This is a genomic window from Hymenobacter daeguensis (genome assembly GCF_054780555.1).
Genome location: NZ_BAAGWC010000029.1, coordinates 1 through 21,699 on the forward strand (window position 1 = coordinate 1; position 21,699 = coordinate 21,699).

The window sequence follows — 21,699 nt, forward strand, 5'->3', positions numbered from 1 at the left end:
GGGCCAGCGCGCCCCGGTTCCAGGGGTTCACGGCCCGCACCAGCCGGTCGAGGTCCAGGGCGGGCTCTTCCCAGCGCACGCACACATCGGCCAGGCCGGGCCGGGGCCAGTAGCGGGCCTGGGCCGGCGCCTGCCGGATGGGTAGCAGCGGCGGGCCTTCGCCGCGCAGGGCGGCCACCAGCCGCCGGCCCACGCCCACCGCCGCCAGTGCCAGCTGGCCGTAGTGCAGGCCGTAGGTATCGCGCGGGCCAATGGGCACGGGCTCGGCCAGCACCACGGGGCCGGTATCGAAATCGGCGTCCATGCGGTGCACCGTCACGGCCCCGGCCGCCTCGCCGTTGCGGATTTGCCAGAACAGCGGCTCCGGCCCCCGGTAGCCCGGCAGCGCCGCAAAGTGCATGTTCAGAAAACCCTGGGGCGGCAGCGCCAGCACCGCCGCCGGCACGCGCCACGGAAACATGAGCACCAGCACCGCCGTGGGAGCCAGCGCGGCCTGCCAGGCCGTGAGGGCCGCCCCCAGCCCGGCCCGCGCCAGCCACTGCACCGGCAGGCCCAGCGCCGCTACCTGCGCGGCCAGCTCCCCGGTTTCGGGGTGGCCCGTGCGGGGCAGGGCCACCCCGGCCACCACGCCCTGCGCCACCAGGTCCTGCAGCAGCGGCAGGCCCATTTTACTGCTGATGATGACGGCTAAGCGCATAATTAACAGGTTTATATTCGGGAGATTGAATAATGCCCGCCGCCCCCAAACAACGATTCCCAAAGCCGTTCTGACCTTGGGAATCGTTGTCTTATAAGGGCTTGCGGGTCTTCATGCCACTGGCTAGCTGCGGGACGGGAACACCCCCTGCAGGCAAATGGCGTAGTTGATGGCAATGAAGGGCTGCCGGTTTTCGTGCGGCTGGCTTCCCCCCACCGGGCTGGCGGTTCCGGTCACGGCGTTGGCGGCCATCACCACGTTTTTGCTCACCGTCGGGCCTTTTTTGCTGTATTGATTCAGGGAGCCCGGGCCGATGTACTCGCCCCCGGGCGAATTGCTGTCGACGGCCCCGTCGGGCTTCATGGTTGCCTGCACGGCGTGGCCGTGCACCGGCAGCTGGTCCGCTGTCAGGGTCTGGCCCTCCACGCCCCCGGTCTGGCCCAGGATGTAGGGCGCCAGGCCGGGCCCCTGGCCCAGGCCCACGGGAATGCGGCCGCGCAGGTCGGGCAGGTTGAAGGTGGTAGTGCCGTTGCCGCCGTAGGTGGTGCCGAGCAGCGAAAACAGGGCCTGGTTCTGGTTGATGGGCAGGGTCTGGCCCTGGCAAAGCATCCATCCCTTGGGGGCAAAGCCGAAGCCGACGGGGCGCAGCTCGCCGAGATACGATTCATTCATGAGAAAGCAGGTGCGAAAGAGTGAATGGAAATGGACGACCGGACGCTACTGCTGCGACGGATAGATTCCTTCCGTGGCGATGATGTAGTTCAGTGCCAGCACGGGCTGAATGTTGGCGTGGGGCGTGCTGCCCCCGGCCGGCGTGGTTTGCCCGCTCACCGCGCCGCCGCCCAGCCCGGCCCCCGCCGGCGCAGCTGCATAAAACCCCGAGCTGCTGGCCGTGGGATACGCGCCGACCGGGTCGTTTTGCCCGGTGCCCTGCGTAGTGCCGCTGAGCTGCCCCGTGAACGTGTGGCCGTGCGCCGCCAAGTTGTTGGTGAAGAGCGTCACGCTTTCGAGGCCGCCCAGCTGGCCGGCGCTGTAGCCCGACAGGCCCGGGCCCTGCCCGGTGCCCACCACCACGCGGCTGCGCAAATCCGGGGCGGCAAACGTGCTCACGCCATCGCCGCCGTAGGTAGTGCCCAGCAGCTGAAACAGCGTTTCGTATTCGGAAATAGGGAGCAACTGGCCCGCGCACGGCACCCAGCCGACGGGGGCAAACGTGAAGCCCACAATGCGGATTTCACCAATAGTAGGAGTTGACATGGTTTCGGAAATGGGAAAACGATGAGGGAAAGCGCCGGGGCTCAAGGCCGCTGCGGAAACACGCCTTGCAGGGCAATGCAGTAGTTGAGCACCAGGAAAGGCATCCGGTTCTCGTGCGGCTGGCTGCTGCCCACGGTATTGGTCTGGCCGCTCACCAGGTCGTCGGCCATGGCGGCCCCGCCGCCGGGGTTTTCGCTATACTGCGGGCTGGCCGCCGAAGCCAGGTAGCCATTGGCTGGCACGGTGGCCGTGCCCACCGCCGAGCTGGCCGCCACCGAACCCGTTACGGCGTGGATGTGGGCGGGCATCTCGGGGCCCTGCAGCGTCACGCTCTCGGTGCCCGTTTGCTCGCCTTGCGTGTAGGTGCTCAGGCCCGGCCCCTGGCCCACGCCCAGCGCCGCCCGGCCACGCAGGTCGGGCAGCCCAAACGTGCTCCGCCCATCGCCCCCGTACTGGGTGCCAAGCAGCGAAAACAGCGCCGCATTCTGGCTGATAGACATTAGTTGCCCTTGGCAGAAGGCCCAGCCACGCGGCGGGAAATTGATTGCCATCAGGCGGATTTCTCCGACAAAAGGGTCCATGGTAATAAAAGAAAAAAGGGAGAAGAAGGCATCGGCAGCATGCCGGCACCGGAATGAATACACGGCTAAAACCGGCAGCTTTGCCCTGAAAGCCAGCTGGTTTATAAGCCAACACCGAACAGCCGCACGGCTCTGGCGGGAGCCGCCGGGCAGGCGTTGGCACGAAGCAGCAGGCTACCTGCAAGCCGTTTCGCCACAGGGGGCGAAGCGATGCCCCGAAAAAATGAGTGCGCGTATCAATAAAACAGCCGGAACCCAGGCCGGTGCTTTACCAGATGAAGAGGCGGGAAAGGCGGCCGGTGGACCCGGAAAGCCCCGAACCATGCCAAGGGGGTAGAACAGACCGGAGCGTGTGGAAGCCTGGAAGGACGTCTCCGATGATGCGAAATAGCAGCTTCCCGGCGAGGTGTTTCAGCGTATAAATACCTGGTTTTAAAACCAGGTATTTATACCTGGTTCTGCCCGGGCCACACCCCACACATAATCACCTGATTATCTGGATATACCCCCTGAAATGCTCAGGATTCGAGCAGGCCGTGCCGGGCCGCAAACACCACGAGGCCGGCCGAGTTTGGCGCACTGGTCTTTTCGAGGAGCTTCTGGCGATGCCCCTCCACGGTGCGGCGGCTGATGCAGAGCTGCTCCGCGATTTCGGAGGCCGTGCGCCCCTGGCAAATGAGCAGCAGCACTTCGTGCTCGCGCGGGGTAAACTCAATCAGGTCGGGCAGGCGGTTGGAGGCGGGGTGGCGCGAGGGCTGCTGCACGCCCCGCATCAGGGCCCGCGAAATGCGCGGCGTGAAGTGGTGGCCGGTTGTCAGCACGTCTTCGATGGCCTGGCGCAGTTCGTCCTGGTCGGCATCTTTGGGCAGGTAGCTGCGCACGCCAAGCCGCATCATCTGGGTAATGAACTTGTCGGCCGAGAGCATGGAGAGCACCACGATTTTCAGGTCGCGAAACTCGGCCAGCAGCACTTTGGCCACTTCGGGGCCGTCCATGCCCGGCATCTGCAGGTCGAGCAGCAGCACATCGGGCAGGCGCTGGCGGCAACTCACGAGCAGCTCGGGCAGCGTGGCGGTTTCAATCACCTCTTCCACGTAGGGCAAGGCGCTGAGAATGTAGCGGAGCCCCTGGCGGAACATGGGATGGTCGTCGAGCAGCGCTATCCGAACCGGGGAAATGATGGCAGAAGACATAGTAGAAGGCGGTAGGCAAGCTGAAAAGGTGGCGCTAAGTACGAATAGGAACCGGCAGCTCGATGACCATGCGGGTGCCCTGGCCGGGCAGCGGCTCGTGGCGCAGCTGCGCCTGTAGCATTTGCACCCGCACCTGAATGCTGCGCAGGCCAATGCCCTCAAGGGGCGGCCCGTCGGGCGAGGCCGGGGCAAAGCCACAGCCGTTGTCTTCGACCACCAGGGTGAGCAGGGCGGCGGCCTGGTGCAAGTGCACCGTGAGCAGCGTGGCGCCCCGGGCGTGCTTCAAGGCATTGTGAATCAGCTCCTGGCAGATGCGGTACAAGGCCAGCTCCTGCGCCAGGGCCAGGGGCCGGGGGTATAGCACCGTGAGCTCAATGGCGAGGGCCGCGGTTTCGTTGCACACATCCACCAGGTGCTGCAGGGCATCGGCGAGGCCGAAACGGGCCAGCACGGCCGGGTAAAGGCTGTGCGACACGCTGCGCACGTCCTGCACCGCCGTGCTCATGATTTCCTTCACCAGCGTCAGCAGGGCCGCCGACTCGGCCTGATTGCCGTTGGTATCCAGGCGATTCACCAGCATCTTGGCCATGGCAATGGTCGAGCCGATGCCGTCGTGCAGGTCGCGCCCGATGCGCTCCCGCTCCCGCTCCTGGGCCTCGATGACGGCCGTGAGCTGCTGCTGCTGAAAGGCAGCTTCGGTGGTTCGCTGGTGCAGCTGCTGCCGGAGCAGCCGCTTCTGGTAGGTGACCAGGAACATCAGCAGCGTCCCCCCGGAAAGCAGCATGAAGCCAATGCCGCCCAGCAGCAGCTGGCCGAAGGCTACTTCTGCGGGCGCATCCATAGGGCCAGGCTGTAGCAGCTATAGAGCAACATATAGAGGAGGGCGTGAATGACCCAGATGGTCAGGTTTAGCTGCTGGGAGTAGCGGAGCAGGTAGTTGCTGAACAGCGCAATCTGCACATACCCCAGGAAGTAGATAAACAGGCCGGTTGACACCCAGAACATGGGCTCCCGCTCCAGGTGGCGCACCCGAAGCTCGTTCAGCAGCTTGCGAAAGTACGCCCCAACTATCAACAGCACCAAAATGCTTTGCACGATTTGCTGGCCCGGCCGGAACTGGGTGAGCAGCGTGGTTTGCAGGCTATCGAACAGCGCGTAGGCGGTAAACACCCCAACCAGCCAGGGCATCAGCCGCGAAAAAAAGGCCGATTGCAGGGCTTCGCGGTACACCAGGGCCAGCAGGCAAAATTCGCCGACGGTATAAACCGGCATCAGAAACAGGTTTTCCCGGCCAAGTATCATCAGCGCGTGGGTGATGATTTCGAGCACCAGCACAAACCCGGCGAGGACGACCACATAGCGCAGTCCGCGCGTCAGCCGCCGAAACCGCACCAGGCCAATAACGAAGGCGAGCAAAACCGTTACCGGGGCCCCCTGAATCAGGAGCCATTGGGCGGTCATGTTCGTAGCAGCGGGCATCGGGGAAAGGCGTTAGAAACCGAAATGGGAGGACTATTCAGGCAACCAGACAAGGACGGCGGCTACGCCACGGGCCGGGCGCAGGCCCGGCATCCGCAACGCAACCGCCGCCCCTTTGGTCAGAGTAGCGTCAGGAAACAGGAATTATCAGGCGACCCCGGGGCGCCCGCCGGCGCTATTTCGGCGGCCAGCAGATGGGCGGGCAGGGCGAGGACATATCGTAGTAAGGGTCGTCGCCACCGGCGTCGCCGCCCCGCTGCAGCACCAGCCCAAAGGTCTGGGTCAGCTTGTCGCCCTCGGCGGTAGCGGTGTAGTATTCGTGCAGGCCAAAGTGCACCAGCAGGTTTTCGCCATCGATGGTGGGCAGGCCGTAGAACAGGGCCAGGAAGTCACTGATATCAAAGGTGTAGCCTTTAAGCGGCACTCCGGCCAGGCAGCTCGTAAACATATCGCCCGTCACCGTTTCGGCGGCTTGCCAGCTGTTCAGCCATTGCTCGGCCAGCACATCGGGTACTTCCGCGCCGGGCAGGCCGGGCGTTTCCTCCAGGTTGCCGGCTATGTAGAAGGACGACAGCTTGTTGCGCTCCGCATCCGTCGCAAACAAGGTCAGCGTGAACTTCGACCCATCATTCGTCACCAGAAACCGCGACATGATGTAGTGCGCGCCGACCACCGATACCAGCTGCTGGATTTGCTTCATCGTGAAGCTTACCGCCAGCAGCTTGCCGCCCGCAGGCGCCTGAAAGCACTGGTTTAGCGCATCGTTGTTGCCGACCACGGTGAGCCAGTTGGCGGCATACTCATCGAAAACGGCCTGGCTGATGATGCCCGACGGGGAATTGTTTGTCATAGAAGGAAGCTGAAAAAGGTGAATGAGTGGTTCAAAGGTAGAATTCCGTCCGAAACGAAGCAGAAAAAGTCGATAGCTTTGGCGGAATCAGCAGATGATTTAACATTGGCCCCCGGCCGGAAGCCGGGGCCTGCTCCCGTCAAATCGGGCAGGTGCCGCCCCGTTTTCTGCCGCAAATGACTGCCTTTTTTCCTGCCCGCATACAGGTATAAATACCTGGTTTTTAAAACCGCTATTTATACCTGTCCGGCCCTTTGCTTCTGCCGGCCTCATCCGATGGCCATATCCCTCATTGTCACCCTTTTTATGCCGCACCAGCACTTCCTCATCCACAAGCCCTACGGCTACCTCAGCCAGTTTGCCGGCGAGGCCAAGAAGAAAAAGCTGGGCGAATTCCACGATTTTCCGGAAGGCATCATGGCCATTGGCCGGCTCGATGAGGACAGCGAGGGCCTGCTCCTGCTCACCACCGACGGCCGCATGAGCGAGCGGGTGCGCAGCCGCCACGTGGAGAAGGAATACTACTGCCAGGTCGATGGCCTCATCACCGACGCGGCCATCGCGCAGCTGCAGGCCGGCGTCGAAATCGGCATCCACGGCGTGAAGTACCAGACCACGCCCTGCGTCGCCCACCGGCTCGCCCCCGCGCCTGCTTTCGCCCCGCGCACCCGCAAAATCCGCGACGACCGCCACGGCCCCACGTCCTGGGTTTCCATCACCCTCACCGAGGGCAAGTTCCGGCAAGTGCGCAAGATGACGGCTGCCGTGGGCTTTCCCACGCTCCGGCTGGTGCGCGTGCGGGTGGGCAGCATGTCGCTGGGCGGCTTAGCCGCCGGCGAGGTACGGGAAGTGGCGGATTTTGGGCTGGGCGAGCAGACTGAGCTGCCAGTTACCAGTTTGTAAGCACGCGGGCCATTTCGGGGCTCACCTTTTTGCTCAAAAAAGCAGCTAGCTCGGCGTCGGTATAGCTGGCTTTATTGGTGCGCAACGCCTGCCACAACCGCGCCAGCGCGCCCGGCGGAGGGGCGGCGTATACGCGGGCGGCAGCCCGGTGCAGCCGGCACTGGTACCAGCCGTAGTTCACGGGTTCCTCGCGCTCCATTTTGCCGTACAGCCGCTCAAAATCGGCCAATGTAGTGTAGCGCAGCTTGGTAGCATCGGTGCCTTTCACCACGGCTTCGGGAAAAGTTTCGAGCACGGGCAGGCTGGCCAGCTCCTGGGTTGCGATGTAGGTATGCAGCAACAGATTGCAGAAAAACTCCTCCAGCCAGTAGCGCGGGCGGCTCAGACCGGCCTGCCGGTAAGCCAGGTGGCTCACTTCATGCAAGGCTAACAAGTCGAACACTTTGCCCAGCGAGGGCTGGCCGTCGGCCGTGCGGTAAATGGTGGCCACGGCCCGGGCCAGGTCGGCCGGCAGGCGGTCGGTGGGTGGCAGCGTGTGCTGCCAGAACTCATTTTCGGCCCCGGCCACCACCAGGGTGGTAGGACCGTTGGTGTGAGGCATGCCGTATACCTGGCCGGGCGCGGCGTAGCGCTTCCAATCATCGGGCCCCAGCACCAGCATCGTGACGCGGGGCGCAAAACCCAGCTGGCTGGGTTGCTTCATCCAGGCCAAGGCAGCGGCACAACGGGTGGCCATGGCGGTGGCCCGCGCTTCAGTGCCAAGGGTGCAGTACACGGGTATTGGCGCACCAGCGGGTTGCACCAGGCCGGGGTAGTCAGCAGGAGCTGTTTGGGATTGCGCAAGCCCGGGCAGAATAAGAAGCAGCCAAAGAAGGAGTTGGCGGCTTGCGAAGCTGGCAATTCGATTCATTGCAAACAGGAACAAAGTCATAAAGTACATTATTTCACCGCCACCGGCTTCGAGCCGGGCTTCTGCTCGTCCACAAACTTCACGTTGTCGTAATAATAACGCTCAATCAGCTTCTGATACGGGTCGACCCCGGCCTTGGCGGGCTTCTCATTCACCACGAAATGGAACGTGGTTTCGGGCTTGGTTATTTTTATTTTCTTCAGGAACAAGGCCTTGCCGCGCACATCCCAGGCCTCACCGGCTGATTTGTCGGGCCCGAAAACGCCGACTTCGAGGTAGTCGGCCATCGGGATGGATTTCTCGTTGCCGAGGCTGTCGGCGCGCAGCTTTTCCGCTTTTATGGTGAGGCTGACGTCGTATTTGCCATCCGGACGCGGGGTGTAGGTGGCGGTTTTCAGCTCGTTTTTATAGAGCGTGATGGTTTCGAACATGTCGTGCACGAAGTACTGCAGCGAGTCGGGCGTGGCCTGGTGCAGGTAGGTCATCAGGTCGGCCGAGTTGGGGTACGGGCGGGTCTGGTAGCGGTTTTTAGCCAGAAAAGCGTGCAGCGCGCCGTTCAGCTTGGCCTCGCCGATGTAGTCCTGCAGGGCGTAGAACACCATGCCGCCCTTGTAGTAATGGATGTAGGGCTGCGACTCGCAAAGCATGAGCGGCTGCTCTTTCTTGCGCTCCTGGCGGCGGCCGCGTAGGTAATTGTCCAGCTCGCGGCGCATAAACTGCTGCATCTTTTCAGGCGTGAATTCGTGCTTGGCCGTCATAATGGCCGAATATTCAGCCAGCGACTCCACCAGCATGCTGCTGCCCTGCACGTTGGCCCCCACCAGCTGGTGGCCCCACCACTGATGCGCCAGCTCGTGGTTGGTGATGAAGAAGGCCAGGTCGGGCTTGGTCTTGTCGCGCAAATCATCGATAAAGCCAGCACTTTCCGAAAACGGCACCGTGTTGGGGAAGCTCTGGGCAAAGGACTTGTAGCGCGGAAACTCCAGCACCCGAATCTGCCGGTACTGGTACGGGCCGAAAGCGGCCGTGTAGTACGGCAGGGCCTTGCGCAGGGCCTCGGCCATGCGGGCCACGTTGTAGCCATGCCGGGGGTCGTGGTAGATTTCGATGGCCACGGGCGGGCCGCCGGTGGGCGGCTGCCAGCTTTCGCGGTGCACCTGGTAGCGGGCCGAGAGCACCGACACCATGGGCATCATGGGCTGGTCCATCTGGTAGCGGAAGTAGCGGCGGCCGTTCTGCAGCCACTCTTTTTGCAGGTAGCCGGGCGTGATGGCCACCTGGTCGGGGTCGGTGCTGAGGGTGGCCTGGTAGCGGATGTAGTCGCCATCGGGACCGAAATCGGCTTGGTTGCGGCCGCGCGGGTCGTTCAGCTTCAGGGCGCGCTCTTTGGGCTTGAGGCCGTTGCGCTGGCGCACGTTGTCGTCATCGAGCTCGGAGCCGGGCTGGTAGCCGACGTGCAGGCCGGGGTCGTTGAGGAAGGTTCCGTTGGCGGTGAGGCGGTCTTCGGGCGAGATGTTGGCCCAGTCGAACACGCCGTTGCCCTTGAGGCGCGAGGTGAAGCCCCGGGCCCGGTACGCCACGTCGAACCGCAGGTCGAGCGAGTCGCCGGGGGCCAGCGGCTGCGCCAGGCGGTAGAGGCGCACGCCGGCCACGGGGTCGTCGTGCAGCACCCGGGCGGCCCGGCTGAGGTCCAGCTGATTGTTGATGCTGGGGCTGGCGTCGTAGTTAATGAAAAGGGTATCGATGGCCCGGGTTTCCTTGTTGCGCAGCGTGTAGGCACCCGTCATGCGGAAGCCGCGCGGGGCAGCTGTGGGGTAGAGGTCGGCGTTCAGCTTGACGGCCACAATCTTGGGCTGCGGCAGCTTTTCGTAGCGCTTGTATGCGCGCTCGGCGTTGGCCTGCCGGGCTTCCAGTGCTTTGGGCGTCACGTACTGGTTGAGCACGTTGGTGTTGTAAAAGACCCAGCCGCCGGCCCCAAACAGCAGCAGCAGCGCCGCCATCAGGGCCGGCCGCATGCCCGGGGCCTGCGCACGCTGGCCCAAAAGCCGCCCCCGCGCCCGCAGGCTGGTGTCGTTGCCCCGCACCCAGAGCAGGCCCGAGAGCAGCACCAGCAGCAGTGCCCCGGCCAGGTAATAGGCATTGATGGCCAGCAGCGGGGCCACCATGTGCCCGTAGCCGTTCATGTCGGAGTAGGTGTAGGGCACTGAGGCCCCGAACTTTAGCATCGCGTGGTGCAGGCCCAGCGCATCGGCCAGCAGAAACACCACGCCGTAGTACACCATCATCACGGCGTGGCCCACGTACTTGTTGTTGGCCACGGTTTGCACCATCATGGCCAGGGTGCAGAGCACGGCCAGGTTGGTCATCTGCAGGGCAAAGTCCTTGAGGTACAGCAGCGGCTCGAACAGCGCCGGCGCCCGGTACAGCTGAATGCCGATGCCCACCACATCCATGACCACGGTGAGCACCACCTGCACGGCAAACAACGCCAGCAGCTTGCTCAGAAACGGAATCCAGGTAGAAAACGGCAGCGCATCGAACACCAGCTGCAGGCGCGTGTCCCGCTCGCGCCACACCAGCTCGCCGGCGTAGATGGTGATGATAAGCAGCTGAAACAAGGTGTAGTTATCGTTCAGCATCTTCAGTATCAGGTACGTCACCGGCAGCTGAATGCCGCGCGTGTCCTGGTAGGTGTAGTAGGCGTTGAACAGCACAAACACCACGCCCAGCAGCGCCAGCACCCGAAACGGCCAGGCCCGCACCACGTTCAGGACCTGCACCCGGGCCATTTGCCGGAGCTGCCAGAACCCCAGCCCGTTGCCAAACGCCTGCGGCGAGCGACGCAGCCCGCCGGCGCTCACGGCCACCGGGGCAGCCTCGGGCGCCGGCTTTTTGACCCGGGTTTTGGGCTGCCCCAGCCGGAACAGGGCGCAGGCCACGCCCAGAATAACGAGCCCGATGCTGCCCCACAGCAGGCGGTTCTGCACGATTTCGCCGCCGAAGTAGTTCAGCACCCTGGTGTTGCGCTCGGCAATGGTCCAGTAGTTGGCATCGATGTTCTTGGCCGCGAGTCCGAACGGGTCGAGCTGCGAAAACAGGTGGTCGCTGCTTACGCGGCTCGAAAACGTGAACGACAGCTGGTAGAGCACAAACAGCACGATACCACCCAGGTACACCACCAGCGGCGAACGAAACGCCAGGTACGCGGCAAAGAAAATGCAGCCCGCAAACAGCGCGTTCACCCACGCCCCAAACACCAGCGGGGCCAGCAGCGCCAGCGGCATCACCGGGCCCAGCTTGGTTGCTTCCACCCACGGCATGAGCATGCCGAGCAAGGCCCCCACCGATATTCCGCTCATGATGAACCAGATAGCCAGCAGCGAGCCCAGAAAGCGCCCGCTCAGGTAGGCCGGCTTGGTAATGGAGGTGGTGTACACCAGCCCGGTCATGCCGTCTTTGTCGTCGCGGTAGATGGGCGTGCCCAGGATGGCGGCCGTCACGAACATGCCCAGAATGGAGGCAATGAGGTGCAGCTGCGCCAGCGCATCGGGCGAGTTGACGTGGACTTTGGCGCTGGCAAACCCGAAGTCCTCCACCGTCTGCGACAGGAAGCCGGCCAGCGCAAATACGCCAAAGTATAAGTACGTGCTGGGCTGGGTGAACCGGTAGCGCAGCTCGAAACGGAAAATGTGTGCGAACATGGCCTAGGCAGCTGAAATGGTTGCCTTCTCCCGCCGGGCCAGCCGGTGGAAGTACACGTCCTCCAGCGTGGCCTCAGCCGGCTGAAACTGCCCGTTGATGGGCTGCTCGCTGAACACCCGCACGATGGGCTGCCCGGCCACCAGCTTCGAGGAAATCACCTCGTACTCGGCTTTGAGCTGGGCCAGCGCGGCTTTCTCCGTTTTGGTGCGATACACTTTGCCGCGGATTTCGCCAATCACGTCGTTGGGCGAGCCGGTGGCCACCACCTCGCCGCCGGCAATAATGGCCATGTTGGGGCACAGCTCGGTCACGTCTTCCACGATGTGCGTTGAAAGAATAACCACCACATTCTCACCGATTTCGGACAACAAATCCAGAAACCGGTTCCGCTCCGTCGGGTCGAGGCCGGCGGTGGGCTCGTCCACGATGATGAGCTGCGGCGAGCCCAGCAGCGCCACCGCAATGCCGAAGCGCTGCCGCATACCGCCCGAGTAGCCGCCCACGGCTTTCTTGCGGGCATTCCACAGGTTGGTTTGCTGCAAGAGGCTTTCCACAGCCTGTTTGCGCTCGGCCCCGTCCCGAATGCCCTTGAGGCCGGCGAAGTAGTCGAGCAGCACCTCGGCCGAGATGCCCGGGTACAGGCCGAACTCCTGCGGCAGGTAGCCCAGCACGCGGCGCACGGCATCCTTCTCGGTCAGCACGTTGATGTCGCCCAGCATGATGCTGCCGCTGTCCGGCTCCTGCAGCGTGGCAATGGTGCGCATGAGCGAGCTTTTGCCCGCGCCGTTGGGGCCCAGCAGGCCGAACATGCCGTTGGGAATGGTGAGCGAGACGTCGCGCAGGGCGCGCACGCCGTTGCTGTAGGTTTTGGAGAGGTTTTGTATCGAAAGGTTCATACCGTGAAACTGTTATAGAATGACTTGGCAAAAGTGGCGCTATTCCGGATGCTATACATTCGAAAATAGCCCTTTTTCATTCTTATTTGTAACATACGCACGCTTTTTATGCTGCATGCCTAACATATTTCCGCTGCCGTGCGTATCTTTGCGCCAGAATTCCCCTCGACCTATCCGCTAAACTCCACTCCCCGATTTATATGAAAAAGACCACTGCTTTCTCGCTTTCCTCGCTGCTGCTGTTGGGCAGCGTGAGCTTCCTGGCTGCCAAACTGGCCGACCTGGACCTGACGTTCTTCTTCGATGGCGACGACGACCACGCGCACTATTGCTAAGCGCATTTTCTGCTCATCTGCTTACTGTTCCCACTATTTTTGCAAAAAGCCCGGCCGTTTGGCCGGGCTTTTTGTTTAAGGATTCGGCCATTCCGACCGGCCCCGGCGGTTCGGCGCGGCTTTTGGAACCTTGCTCCGGCAACGGCGTACCCCGTTGAGCTATTTTTTCACTGGCTGCCGGCCGGGCTCCCCGCCCCCGCAGCCCCTACACACCCTGGTTTTTATGAACCTCGATTCCCACCAAGCTCAGGTGAGCTACATCATTGGCCGCGACCTGGCCCGCAACTTTGCCCAGCAGGGCCTCGAGCTGGACGTGGACGTGCTGGCCGGCGCCCTGAAAGAAGGCCTGCAGGGCCTCCCCAGCCGCCTAACGCAAGAGCAGATGCAGGCCGCCATGCAACAGCTCCAGGAGCAGATGGGCGGCGCTGAAGACGACACCAACCAAGATGCCAACAACATGAACAACAAAGCCGAAGGCGAAGCCTTCCTCGCCCAGAACGCCCAGAAAGCCGGCGTTACCACCCTGCCCAGCGGGCTGCAATACGAGGTAATCACGCAAGGCACGGGCCCCAAGCCCACCCTGCGCTCGTCGGTGACCACGCACTACCACGGCACGCTCATCAACGGCACCGTGTTCGACAGCAGCTACCAGCGCGGCCAGCCCGCCACCTTCCCCGTCAACGGCGTGATTGCCGGCTGGACGGAAGCGCTGCAGCTCATGCCCGAAGGCTCGAAATACCGCCTCTACATCCCCTCCGAGCTGGCCTACGGCAAGCGCGGCGCGGGCCGCGACATTCCCGGCGACACAGCGCTGATTTTCGACGTGGAGCTGCTGAAAGTGAACAACTGAGGGACTGTTGGGGCGAGGGCCAAGGCTTTCGCCCCAACGACTACGGCCGCGCCCACCTGGTCGCGCCCGACCCTTACCCAACCGGCTGTTGCTGCGCCCATGACCACTCCCGAAGCCCAGCCTCAAGCTGACCCGCCCAACGTGGCCCCGGAACCCATTTCCGGGGCTTCTTTGCTCCCGGCAGCCGCTGGCCCCGGCACCTATGCACTGGAAGCCAGTGCTTTGCCACCCCCTGAGCCTTTCCCTGAGCTGCCCCCGCTCCCACCCGTGACCAGTGACGATGGCCGCGTCCGGCTCACCGACAAAACCCTGACCGTGCTGGGCCGCGAGTTTCTGCTGATGGAGCTGGAGCGGGTTGACATCACGCCCGTGAAGTGGATTTTGTGGTACCTGCTGGGCGCGCTGGGGCTGGCCTTCGTGATGATTGCCTTTCTGCAAAACTGGCTGCACACCGGCCCGGCCATGCTGGGCATGGCCCTCACGGCCCTGCTCCTGGCCTACGGGCACCGGGGCACCAACCGCCTGCGCCTGCACCGGCTGGGCCGCGAGGTAGTCAACTTTGCCCTGCCCGGCGAAACCGCGCCCTGGCAGCGCTTCATGGCCGAGGTGAACCGCCGCATCTACCGCCTGCACGACCACGCCGCCCGCGAAGCCGCCGCCGCGCTCGCCGCCGCCGATGAGGCGGCCCGGCAGGCCGCCCTGGCCGCTTAGGCGGCCCAAATGGCTGCAGAAGCAGATGAGCAAACAAATATTAACCCGCTGAATTTCAATTAAAGTTACTTTCTTGGGCCGTTGCCGTAAGCACATTCCGGCGCCCTGGCTGCTACCTTCGCGCCCCGTAATTCATTTGTAGCTCAAATCGGCTGGATTAGTCTTTACCCTTTCGCATGGATTCTAAACACTCGCACAACGCCATTTCCGGGGCGGGGCTGCTTATTGCCCTGGGCATTATCTACGGCGACATTGGCACCTCGCCGCTCTACGTAATGTCGTCTATCCTGAAAAGCGGCCGGGTGCCCGACCTGATTGACGAGCACCTGATTCTGGGCGGCATCTCCTGCGTCATCTGGACGCTGACGCTCCAAACCACCGTGAAGTACGTGCTGCTCACGCTGAATGCGGACAACAACGGGGAAGGCGGCATTTTTTCGCTCTACGCCCTGGTGCGGCGGCGCGGGGCCTGGCTTTCGGCCGTGGCCATCATTGGGGGGGCCTCGCTCCTGGCCGATGGCGTGATTACGCCGCCGATTTCGGTTTCCTCGGCCGTGGAGGGCCTGAAAGCGGTGTTCCCGCACCTCACCCAGGACATGGTGGTGTACATCGTCATCGGAATTATCGCGGGGCTGTTCCTGCTGCAAAGCTTTGGCACCCAGATAGTAGGCAAGGCCTTTGGTCCCATTATGCTGCTGTGGTTCACCATGCTGGGCGTGCTGGGCGTGTCCTGGATTGTGCAGAACCCCAGCATTCTGAAGGCCGTCAACCCCTACTACGCCTACGATTTGCTGGCCCACTACCCCGGCGGGTTCTGGCTGCTGGGCTCGGTGTTCCTGTGTACGACCGGGGCCGAGGCCCTATACTCCGACCTGGGCCACTGCGGCAAAGGCAACATTCGCATCAGCTGGACTTTTGTGAAAACCACGCTGCTGCTCAACTACCTGGGCCAGGGCGCCTGGCTGCTGAGCCACCTCGGCCAGCAGCTCGACGGCCGCAACCCCTTCTATGAGCTGATGCCGTCGTGGTTCCTGCTCATCGGCATTGGCATTGCCACCATTGCGGCCATTATTGCCTCGCAGGCGCTTATCACGGGCTCATTTACGCTGGTGGCCGAGGCTATCCGCCTGAATATGTGGCCGAAAGTGAAGCTAAACTACCCCACCGACGTGAAGGGCCAGCTCTACGTGCCCAGCATGAACCGGCTGCTGCTGCTGGGCTGCATCGGGGTGGTGCTGTACTTCCGCGAATCGACCAACATGGAAGCAGCCTACGGGCTGGCCATCACGCTCACCATGCTGATGACCACCATTTTGCTCACCATGTGGCTGAAGATGAAGAAGGTGGCGCTGCCGCTGATTATACTTTTCGCCGTGGTGTACGGCATCATCGAAGGCTCCTTCCTGGTGGCCAACCTGGTGAAATTCCCGCACGGCGGCTGGGTGTCGCTGGCCATTGGCTCGACGCTGATGGGCGTGATGTACGTGTGGCTGAAGTCGTACTACATCAAGCGCCGCCTCACGGAATTCGTGCGCCTGGAGCCCTACGTGGATGCCCTCAAGCAGCTCAGCGACGACGATTCCATCCCGAAATACTCGACTCACCTGGTGTTCCTGACTTCGGCCGAGCGCAGCTCGGAAATCGAGCAGAAAATCATCTACTCCATCTTCCAGAAGCGCCCCAAACGCGCTGACATCTATTGGTTTATCCACGTCGAAACCACCGACGAACCCTATACCATGGAGTATAAGGTGACCGAGGTGGCGAAGGACGACGTGTTCCGCATCAATTTCCGGCTGGGCTTCCGGGTGCAGCAGCGCATCAACCTGTATTTCAGGAAGGTGATTGAGGACCTGGTGCGCAACAAGGAAGTGGACATTACCTCGCGCTACGAGTCGCTGAACAAGCAGCACGTGACCGGGGACTTCCGCTTCGTGGTGCTGGAGAAATTCCTCTCCGTCGAGAACGACTTCCCCACCGTGGAGAAGCTGGTGATGCAGGCTTATTTCTACATCCGTCAGTTCATTGCCTCTGAAGACCAGTATTTTGGCCTCGACACTTCCTCGGTGAAAGTAGAGAAGGTGCCGCTGGTGATTGCGCCGGTGCGCGAGGTCGCGCTGAAGCGGATTAAGTAACCTTAGTAGCCTCGCTTTCAAGTAAAAAAGGCTCCCCGCAATGTGCGGGGAGCCTTTTTGCTGTAGACCAGGGAAGCTGTTCTACTGCTTCACCAGCTTCATTTGATGCACGCCGGCGTCGGTGGTGAGGCGTACGAGGTAGAAACCGGATGCGTAATTCGCAGCCTGCCATTTCACGTGCTGTCGCTCGCCGGCCGGGGCCGTGCCGGCAGCCAGTTTTTCGACCAGGCGGCCTTGCAAGTCATACACGGCCAGCGTGTATTTGCCGGCCAGCGAGAGCGAGAAATCGAGCCGCACCGTGCCGCCGAAGGGATTGGGGTAGCTTTCCAGCGTGGTGGTCAGTGCCACCTCATCGGCCGAACCTGGGCGAGCCGCAACGGCGCGGGCCCCAGCAGGCTCGGTGCCGTATATCAGCACCCCGGCCCGGTAGATGGTCATTTTCGGGTGTTCGGTGAGCGGGGCAGCGGGGCGGTACGAGTAGTCGTTCGACTGGTCGAAGCTGGAGTAGTTGTACATGTGCAGGCGGAAGATGATGTCGCCGGTAGTCGTGCCGGGGGCCAGGGTTCCCAGGCCGGCCGCAAAGCGCAGCTCGGCATACGACTGGGTGCCCTGCTGGCCGGTGGTCAGCGTCATGTTGGAACTGCCCAGCTGGGCGTAGTCGACGCTGCCCGATACCGGCGAGGGGCCGTCGGGCGTGTACCAGTAGCGCACGGCCAGGTCGCCGTAGTTAACCGGCACAGCGCCCACGTTGCCAACCTGTGCTACCGTGGTGATGAGCTGGGCCGTAGCAGACGTGTTTTGGTTTTCCGCATACACTTTCAGGCTGGGGGCAGCGGACACCACCGGCGGCTCGATGCCGCTGATGAGCACACCGTTGCGGTAGGCCGTGATGCGCGTGGTGGGCAGGTAAGTACTGTTCGAAGCGAAGGAATAGTCGTCGGTTTCGTCGAAGTTCGTCCAGTTGGGCTTGTTGGCGCTGCTCAGGATAACGCCGGAGTTGCCGCCGGGCACCAGCGTGCCGGCACCGGCCGAGAAGGTGTATTCTACATAGCCGGTAGCGCCTTGCCGGGGCGTGGCCAGCAGCACGTAGTGCGACTGCACCAGCGAGGTGCCCATCTGCGCCCAGTTGACGGACGTGGTCAGGGTAGAGGAGTTTTCAACGGTCAGCCAGTAGCGCACGGTCAGTTCCGAGTACGGGATGGCCACGGTGCTGTTGTTGACCACTTGCAGGTTGGGTCGGATGGCATTGTTGAGGGGCTGGTTCGGCTGCTCGTCGTTCTGATACAGCACCTGCACAGTACCTGGCGTGGTCGACGGCGTGTACGTGCGGGTAAGCGGCGCGGCGGCGGTATTGCCATTGCCGGCCGCGTCGTGGGCCACATTGGCAGCCACGTTCACCGTCACCGTACCGCTGGCGGTGGGCGTCACATCGAACGAGTAGCTGGTGCCGCTGCCGCTGAAATTGCTCACCGTGCCATTGCTCACGGTCACATCGGTGGCCACAAAGTCGGCCACCGACTCCGAGAACACGGCCGTTACCGGGATGGGGCTGGTGCTGGTGGGATTGCCGGCGGTGCTGCTCAGCGTCACCGTCGGGGCCACCGTATCCACCGTGAAGCTGTTGGTGTTGCTGCTGCCACTCGCGGTCTGGCCGCTAAGCTGAGCCGTGGCGTACACCGAATGCGTGCCCTGCCCCAGCGCCGAAGGCTGCATAAGGCTGAAGTTGCCGCCGGTAGCCGTCGTCGTGCCGATGCTGACATTATCTACATACACCGTGACGGTGCTGCCGGCCGGGGCCGTGCCCGAGTAGGTGGGCGTGGTGGTGGTGAGCAAGCTGTTGCTGGCCGGTGCGGTCATCACAGGCGCGGCGGTGGTAGCGGCCGTGGTGGTGAAGGTTATCGGCAAGCCGTAGCTGGTGCCCTCGCTGTTGATGGCGTAGGCCCGCACGGTGTAAGTGGTGTTGCTGCTTAGGCCGCCGAAAGTGGTGTAGAACACGCCCAGGCCACTGCCCAGGTTGAACGTTGGGCTGTTGCTGGTGGTAGGCACGCCCGTGCCCAGCACGAACACGAAGCCGCGCTCGGTAACGGCCGCACCGCCGTCGGCGGTCACTTCGCCGCCCACCACGGCGCTGTTGGTGGTGATGTTGCTAACCGATGTCGTAACCGTGGCGGTGGCCCGGCTGATGGTGTAGATGTCCTGCCCAAAGGGCAAGTTGGTGACAACGGGCGTAACCCCGTTCGAGTTGACAATTTGCAGTTGCAGCGTGCCGTTGCCCGTGCCGGTATTCACTATCACGGTGTAGTTGTTGCCCGAGCCGCTCACGCTGGCCACGCTGGCCCCGCTCACCGCGCCCGTCGTCACCACCCCAAAGTTACTGGTCGACAGACCGGTAACAGGGCTCGCAAACGAAAAGCTATAACCAACGGTAGCGGCCGCTGTGGGCGACGCATTCATGCGCATGCTCGATACAGCCGTTGTCGATGGTAGTGTCGAAAAGGTTGTCGACACGGCATAGCTCGTGCCTTCGCTGTTGGTGGCAAAAGCCTGCACGTCGTATCGGGAGCCACTCCTCAGGCCAGTGACGGTAGTGGAGAATGGCCCGGTGCCACTGCCTATGTTAACGATGTAGCCGCTGCTAGAAAACCCCGCCCCCCGCAGCACAATGCCCCGCTGGGTCACGGGCGAGCCGCCGTCGTCGGTTACCTCGCCGCCTACTACCGCGCTGTAGTAGGTGATGTTGCTAGCCGGCGATGTCGTCACCGTCGGCGTGGTCCGGTTGATGGAGTAGCTGTCGCCCACAAACGGCACGTTGCTCACCGTGGGCGTAACCCCGGTCGAGTTATTCAGCTGCAGCTGCACGGTGCCGTTGCCGGTGCCGGTGTTCACCGTCACAGTATAAGTGTTGCCCGAGCCCGATACGCTGGCCACGCTGGCCCCGCTCACGGCTCCCGTGGTCAGCACGGCAAAGTTGCTAGCCGACAAACCGGTAACCGCGCCCGAGAACGTGACGGTGAAGCCGACGCTGCTGGCCGTAGTGGGCGAGGCACTCGTCCTCACGCTCGATACGGCCGTGACCGTCGTCGCCGCCGTGATGGTGAAGTTGGCGTTCGAGATATCAAAGAAGTAGTTGTCGGCCGCCTCTACCATAATGCGGGCCGTGGTGGTAGCCACGTTGGGTACCGTAATGGCTTCGGAGCCGTCGTTGGTGGTGTTGGCCAGCAGCACGGTTGGGTAGGTCAGGCCGCCGTCCGTCGAGAGACGGATGTTGACGTTGGCGCAGTTGATGCCATTGGCAGTGGTGCCGGCCACGTTCCAGGTCACGGTCTGGCTGGAGTTGCCAGCCCAGGTCACGGCGGTGTTGGGGGCCGTCACCACGAAGGGACCGGCGGCGCTGGTGGAGCTTAGCGCCACGGTGCTGCTGCTGTTCACGCCCCGCTGGCCGTCGCGCACCGTCACCCGGAAGTTCAGGTTACGGGATACGGTGGGCAGCTGCTCCCCAGCTACCGTGGTGTTATTCACCAAATCGGTCAGGCGCGGGAAGTAGCGCGTGCCGCTGGCCGTGGGCACAAACGAGCGAAACAGCGGAGGCGTCTGGCCAGCCGTTTGCACGGCCCCAAGCGCAACACTCGGCCCGAGGTCGTATTCTTCCCAGTTGTAGGTAAGCGCATCGCCGTTGGCATCGGTTGCGCTGGCGGTCAGCTTAAAAGGCGTGCTGGCCGGTATGACCTTGCCACTGGCGGGTAAGGCCGCAATTGCCGGCGGTACGTTGCTGGTGGTGGTGGTCGTGCCGCAGGTAACGGTGCCCAGGTAGGTCTGGATTTCCTCGAAGCTCACCACGTGGAAGAACGGGTCCGAGTGCGGTTGCAGGTCGTCGGTGCCGCAAATGCCGGCATACGCCATTATCGTGGAGCCGGAGCCGGGTTCGTAGGCCGTGCCGGCGTTGCGGTTGCCGCCCCCGCAGTTGCTGGTCGAGCTGTTGAAGGTATGGTTGCCGCCAAACTGGTGGCCCATCTCGTGGGCTACGTAGTCGATGTCGTAGGCATCGCCCACAGGGTTGGGTAAGCCGGTTTCGCCCTGGGCTTTAACGCCGGCCCGGCACACTACGCCGAGCGCCGCCAGTCCGCCGCCGCCCGTCGTGAACACGTGCCCGATGTCATAGTTGGCCGCTCCAATCACCGCGTCGAGGTTGGTTTGGTTCTGCGACAGGAGCGCCGAAGGACTCGTGTTTGAATAAGGGTCGGTGCTGGCGTTGGTGTAGATAATCAGGTTATTGTTGGCCACCAGCACCATGCGCACGGCCAGCTCGGTTTCGTACACGCCCACTACCCGGTTCACACTGGTCACGACGCCGGACAAACCGCCCGCCGCGGTACCGCCTTTGGTCGCGGTGTATTCGCCATCGGCCGCCACCGCCAGCCGGAACGTGCGGTAGGAGGTGCCCACGGTGCGCTGGGCCGTGCCACCGCGCTGGGCGGCGGCGCTGCTGCCGCTGGGCGTGCTCACGCCGCAGTTCCACTGGCTCAGGGCCATGTCTTTGTGGTAAAAGCTCAGGTAGTGCTGCTGGTCGGTGCGGCTCACGGGGTCGATGTACGCCGTGCCGTTGGCCGACAGCACCTGCGCGTGAAAGCCCAGCGGCGTCACATCGAGCCGGATGCTGGCCGTGGGGTCGTCCACGCCCACGCCGCTGTAGGTTTTAATGCCGGGAAACTGCGCCGCCAATGCCGGCTCCATCACCGGCGACTCCACTACCCGGAAGGTGCCGGTGCTGCCATCCGGCATCGGCATGGCAAACAGCAGCGGCGCAGCACCCCGCCCTTCGAGCGGCGCGGTGGCCAGCGCCGCCTGCATGCCCATGGCATCAATCGTCAACGGGCGCGACTGCCGCAGCGAAGCCGCCAGCGGCGACTGTGCCGCCGCACTCCGCGCCGCCGCATCCTCCCGGAACAGCTGGGCGGCCCGCTGCTGCTGGGCCTGCGCGCCCAGGGTGGTCAACAATGCCAGAAGCATTCCCAGTCCGGCTGGCAACCGCCAGAAAGCGCTGGCCCTCAAGGCCCGAATACGACGCGAAGTCGCCACTGCATACACATGCTTCATAACAAAATGGGGTTGGTAAGGGTGGGTTATTAATGCGCGATAAATATAGCGGCCTGACTTTGTCTTACCGAATAAATCCAAAATTATATTTGCTTGTTATTACTAA

17 protein-coding genes are annotated in these 21,699 nt (G+C 63.0%); 5 read left to right on the forward strand and 12 right to left on the reverse strand.

Going from position 1 to position 21,699, the window contains the following annotated elements; all coding sequences use genetic code 11:
* The 8 genes from ACYVHT_RS20120 to ACYVHT_RS20155 all read right to left on the reverse strand — a co-directional run.
* On the reverse strand, positions 1-697 hold a 697-nt coding region (locus ACYVHT_RS20120; protein WP_460556334.1), incomplete at its 3' end, for a methionyl-tRNA formyltransferase.
* Between the two features lie 123 nt (positions 698-820).
* Positions 821-1,369, reverse strand: coding sequence for a phage tail protein (locus ACYVHT_RS20125; protein ID WP_460556336.1), 549 nt, complete (start codon positions 1,367-1,369; stop codon positions 821-823).
* A 45-nt stretch (positions 1,370-1,414) separates the two neighbouring features.
* Positions 1,415-1,954, reverse strand: coding sequence for a phage tail protein (locus ACYVHT_RS20130; RefSeq protein ID WP_460556339.1), 540 nt, complete (start codon positions 1,952-1,954; stop codon positions 1,415-1,417).
* A 41-nt stretch (positions 1,955-1,995) separates the two neighbouring features.
* Positions 1,996-2,535 carry a phage tail protein gene (locus tag ACYVHT_RS20135; protein ID WP_460556342.1) on the reverse strand — a complete coding sequence of 180 codons (540 nt, stop codon included), beginning with the start codon at positions 2,533-2,535 and terminating at the stop codon, positions 1,996-1,998.
* Positions 2,536-3,053: 518 nt separating this feature from the next.
* Entirely contained in the window at positions 3,054-3,728 is a 675-nt protein-coding gene (locus ACYVHT_RS20140) for a response regulator (protein ID WP_460556345.1), read from the reverse strand.
* Positions 3,729-3,762: 34 nt separating this feature from the next.
* Positions 3,763-4,569, reverse strand: a complete 807-nt coding sequence (locus tag ACYVHT_RS20145) for a sensor histidine kinase (RefSeq protein WP_460556348.1) — start codon at positions 4,567-4,569, stop codon at positions 3,763-3,765.
* Positions 4,548-5,207, reverse strand: coding sequence for a hypothetical protein (locus ACYVHT_RS20150; RefSeq protein ID WP_460556354.1), 660 nt, complete (start codon positions 5,205-5,207; stop codon positions 4,548-4,550). The genes ACYVHT_RS20145 and ACYVHT_RS20150 overlap by 22 nt, the downstream gene beginning before the upstream one ends.
* A 175-nt stretch (positions 5,208-5,382) precedes the next feature.
* Positions 5,383-6,057: a hypothetical protein gene (locus ACYVHT_RS20155; RefSeq protein WP_460556357.1), complete on the reverse strand. Its 675-nt coding sequence runs from the start codon at positions 6,055-6,057 to the stop codon at positions 5,383-5,385.
* 276 nt (positions 6,058-6,333) lie between these two features.
* Here ACYVHT_RS20155 and ACYVHT_RS20160 point away from each other — a divergent pair, with 276 nt between their 5' ends.
* Positions 6,334-6,960: a pseudouridine synthase family protein gene (locus ACYVHT_RS20160; RefSeq protein WP_460556360.1), complete on the forward strand. Its 627-nt coding sequence runs from the start codon at positions 6,334-6,336 to the stop codon at positions 6,958-6,960.
* Here ACYVHT_RS20160 and ACYVHT_RS20165 read toward each other — a convergent pair.
* From ACYVHT_RS20165 to ACYVHT_RS20175, 3 genes are all read right to left on the reverse strand, one after another.
* The gene (locus ACYVHT_RS20165; protein WP_460556363.1) at positions 6,947-7,663 is read right to left on the reverse strand and encodes a hypothetical protein; all 717 of its coding nucleotides are present in this window, start codon (positions 7,661-7,663) and stop codon (positions 6,947-6,949) included. The two genes, ACYVHT_RS20160 and ACYVHT_RS20165, sit on opposite strands and share 14 nt — an antisense overlap.
* Positions 7,664-7,899: 236 nt before the next feature.
* Positions 7,900-11,571, reverse strand: coding sequence for an ABC transporter permease/M1 family aminopeptidase (locus tag ACYVHT_RS20170; protein ID WP_460556366.1), 3,672 nt, complete (start codon positions 11,569-11,571; stop codon positions 7,900-7,902).
* A 3-nt stretch (positions 11,572-11,574) separates the two neighbouring features.
* The gene (locus tag ACYVHT_RS20175; protein WP_460556370.1) at positions 11,575-12,468 is read right to left on the reverse strand and encodes an ABC transporter ATP-binding protein; all 894 of its coding nucleotides are present in this window, start codon (positions 12,466-12,468) and stop codon (positions 11,575-11,577) included.
* Positions 12,469-12,668: 200 nt separating this feature from the next.
* On the opposite strand from ACYVHT_RS20175, the gene ACYVHT_RS20180 reads away from it, so the two are divergent.
* The 4 genes from ACYVHT_RS20180 to ACYVHT_RS20195 all read left to right on the forward strand — a co-directional run bounded on the left by ACYVHT_RS20180 (position 12,669) and on the right by ACYVHT_RS20195 (position 16,499).
* Positions 12,669-12,803 carry a hypothetical protein gene (locus ACYVHT_RS20180; RefSeq protein WP_460556373.1) on the forward strand — a complete coding sequence of 45 codons (135 nt, stop codon included), beginning with the start codon at positions 12,669-12,671 and terminating at the stop codon, positions 12,801-12,803.
* 223 nt (positions 12,804-13,026) lie between these two features.
* On the forward strand, positions 13,027-13,653 hold the full coding sequence (locus tag ACYVHT_RS20185; protein WP_460556376.1) for a peptidylprolyl isomerase: 627 nt from the start codon (positions 13,027-13,029) through the stop codon (positions 13,651-13,653).
* Between the two features lie 267 nt (positions 13,654-13,920).
* On the forward strand, positions 13,921-14,364 hold the full coding sequence (locus ACYVHT_RS20190; RefSeq protein WP_460556379.1) for a hypothetical protein: 444 nt from the start codon (positions 13,921-13,923) through the stop codon (positions 14,362-14,364).
* A gap of 176 nt (positions 14,365-14,540) precedes the next feature.
* Entirely contained in the window at positions 14,541-16,499 is a 1,959-nt protein-coding gene (locus ACYVHT_RS20195) for a KUP/HAK/KT family potassium transporter (protein WP_460556382.1), read from the forward strand.
* A gap of 81 nt (positions 16,500-16,580) precedes the next feature.
* Here the strand turns inward: ACYVHT_RS20195 and ACYVHT_RS20200 are convergent, their stop codons facing one another.
* The gene (locus ACYVHT_RS20200; RefSeq protein ID WP_460556384.1) at positions 16,581-21,494 is read right to left on the reverse strand and encodes a reprolysin-like metallopeptidase; all 4,914 of its coding nucleotides are present in this window, start codon (positions 21,492-21,494) and stop codon (positions 16,581-16,583) included.
* Positions 21,495-21,699: the final 205 nt, after the last annotated feature.

Excerpts from the sequence above, each read along its gene's own strand:
- ACYVHT_RS20145 (WP_460556348.1), bottom strand. The coding sequence starts at position 4,569 with ATGGATGCGCCCGCAGAAGTAGCCTTCGGCCAGCTGCTGCTGGGCGGC.
- ACYVHT_RS20130 (WP_460556339.1), bottom strand. The coding sequence starts at position 1,954 with ATGTCAACTCCTACTATTGGTGAAATCCGCATTGTGGGCTTCACGTTT.
- ACYVHT_RS20140 (WP_460556345.1), bottom strand. The coding sequence starts at position 3,728 with ATGTCTTCTGCCATCATTTCCCCGGTTCGGATAGCGCTGCTCGACGAC.
- ACYVHT_RS20180 (WP_460556373.1), top strand. The coding sequence starts at position 12,669 with ATGAAAAAGACCACTGCTTTCTCGCTTTCCTCGCTGCTGCTGTTGGGC.
- ACYVHT_RS20160 (WP_460556360.1), top strand. The coding sequence starts at position 6,334 with ATGGCCATATCCCTCATTGTCACCCTTTTTATGCCGCACCAGCACTTC.
- ACYVHT_RS20165 (WP_460556363.1), bottom strand. The coding sequence starts at position 7,663 with ATGAAGCAACCCAGCCAGCTGGGTTTTGCGCCCCGCGTCACGATGCTG.
- ACYVHT_RS20125 (WP_460556336.1), bottom strand. The coding sequence starts at position 1,369 with ATGAATGAATCGTATCTCGGCGAGCTGCGCCCCGTCGGCTTCGGCTTT.
- ACYVHT_RS20150 (WP_460556354.1), bottom strand. The coding sequence starts at position 5,207 with ATGCCCGCTGCTACGAACATGACCGCCCAATGGCTCCTGATTCAGGGG.
- ACYVHT_RS20195 (WP_460556382.1), top strand. The coding sequence starts at position 14,541 with ATGGATTCTAAACACTCGCACAACGCCATTTCCGGGGCGGGGCTGCTT.
- ACYVHT_RS20135 (WP_460556342.1), bottom strand. The coding sequence starts at position 2,535 with ATGGACCCTTTTGTCGGAGAAATCCGCCTGATGGCAATCAATTTCCCG.
- ACYVHT_RS20170 (WP_460556366.1), bottom strand. The coding sequence starts at position 11,571 with ATGTTCGCACACATTTTCCGTTTCGAGCTGCGCTACCGGTTCACCCAG.
- ACYVHT_RS20155 (WP_460556357.1), bottom strand. The coding sequence starts at position 6,057 with ATGACAAACAATTCCCCGTCGGGCATCATCAGCCAGGCCGTTTTCGAT.
- ACYVHT_RS20175 (WP_460556370.1), bottom strand. The coding sequence starts at position 12,468 with ATGAACCTTTCGATACAAAACCTCTCCAAAACCTACAGCAACGGCGTG.
- ACYVHT_RS20185 (WP_460556376.1), top strand. The coding sequence starts at position 13,027 with ATGAACCTCGATTCCCACCAAGCTCAGGTGAGCTACATCATTGGCCGC.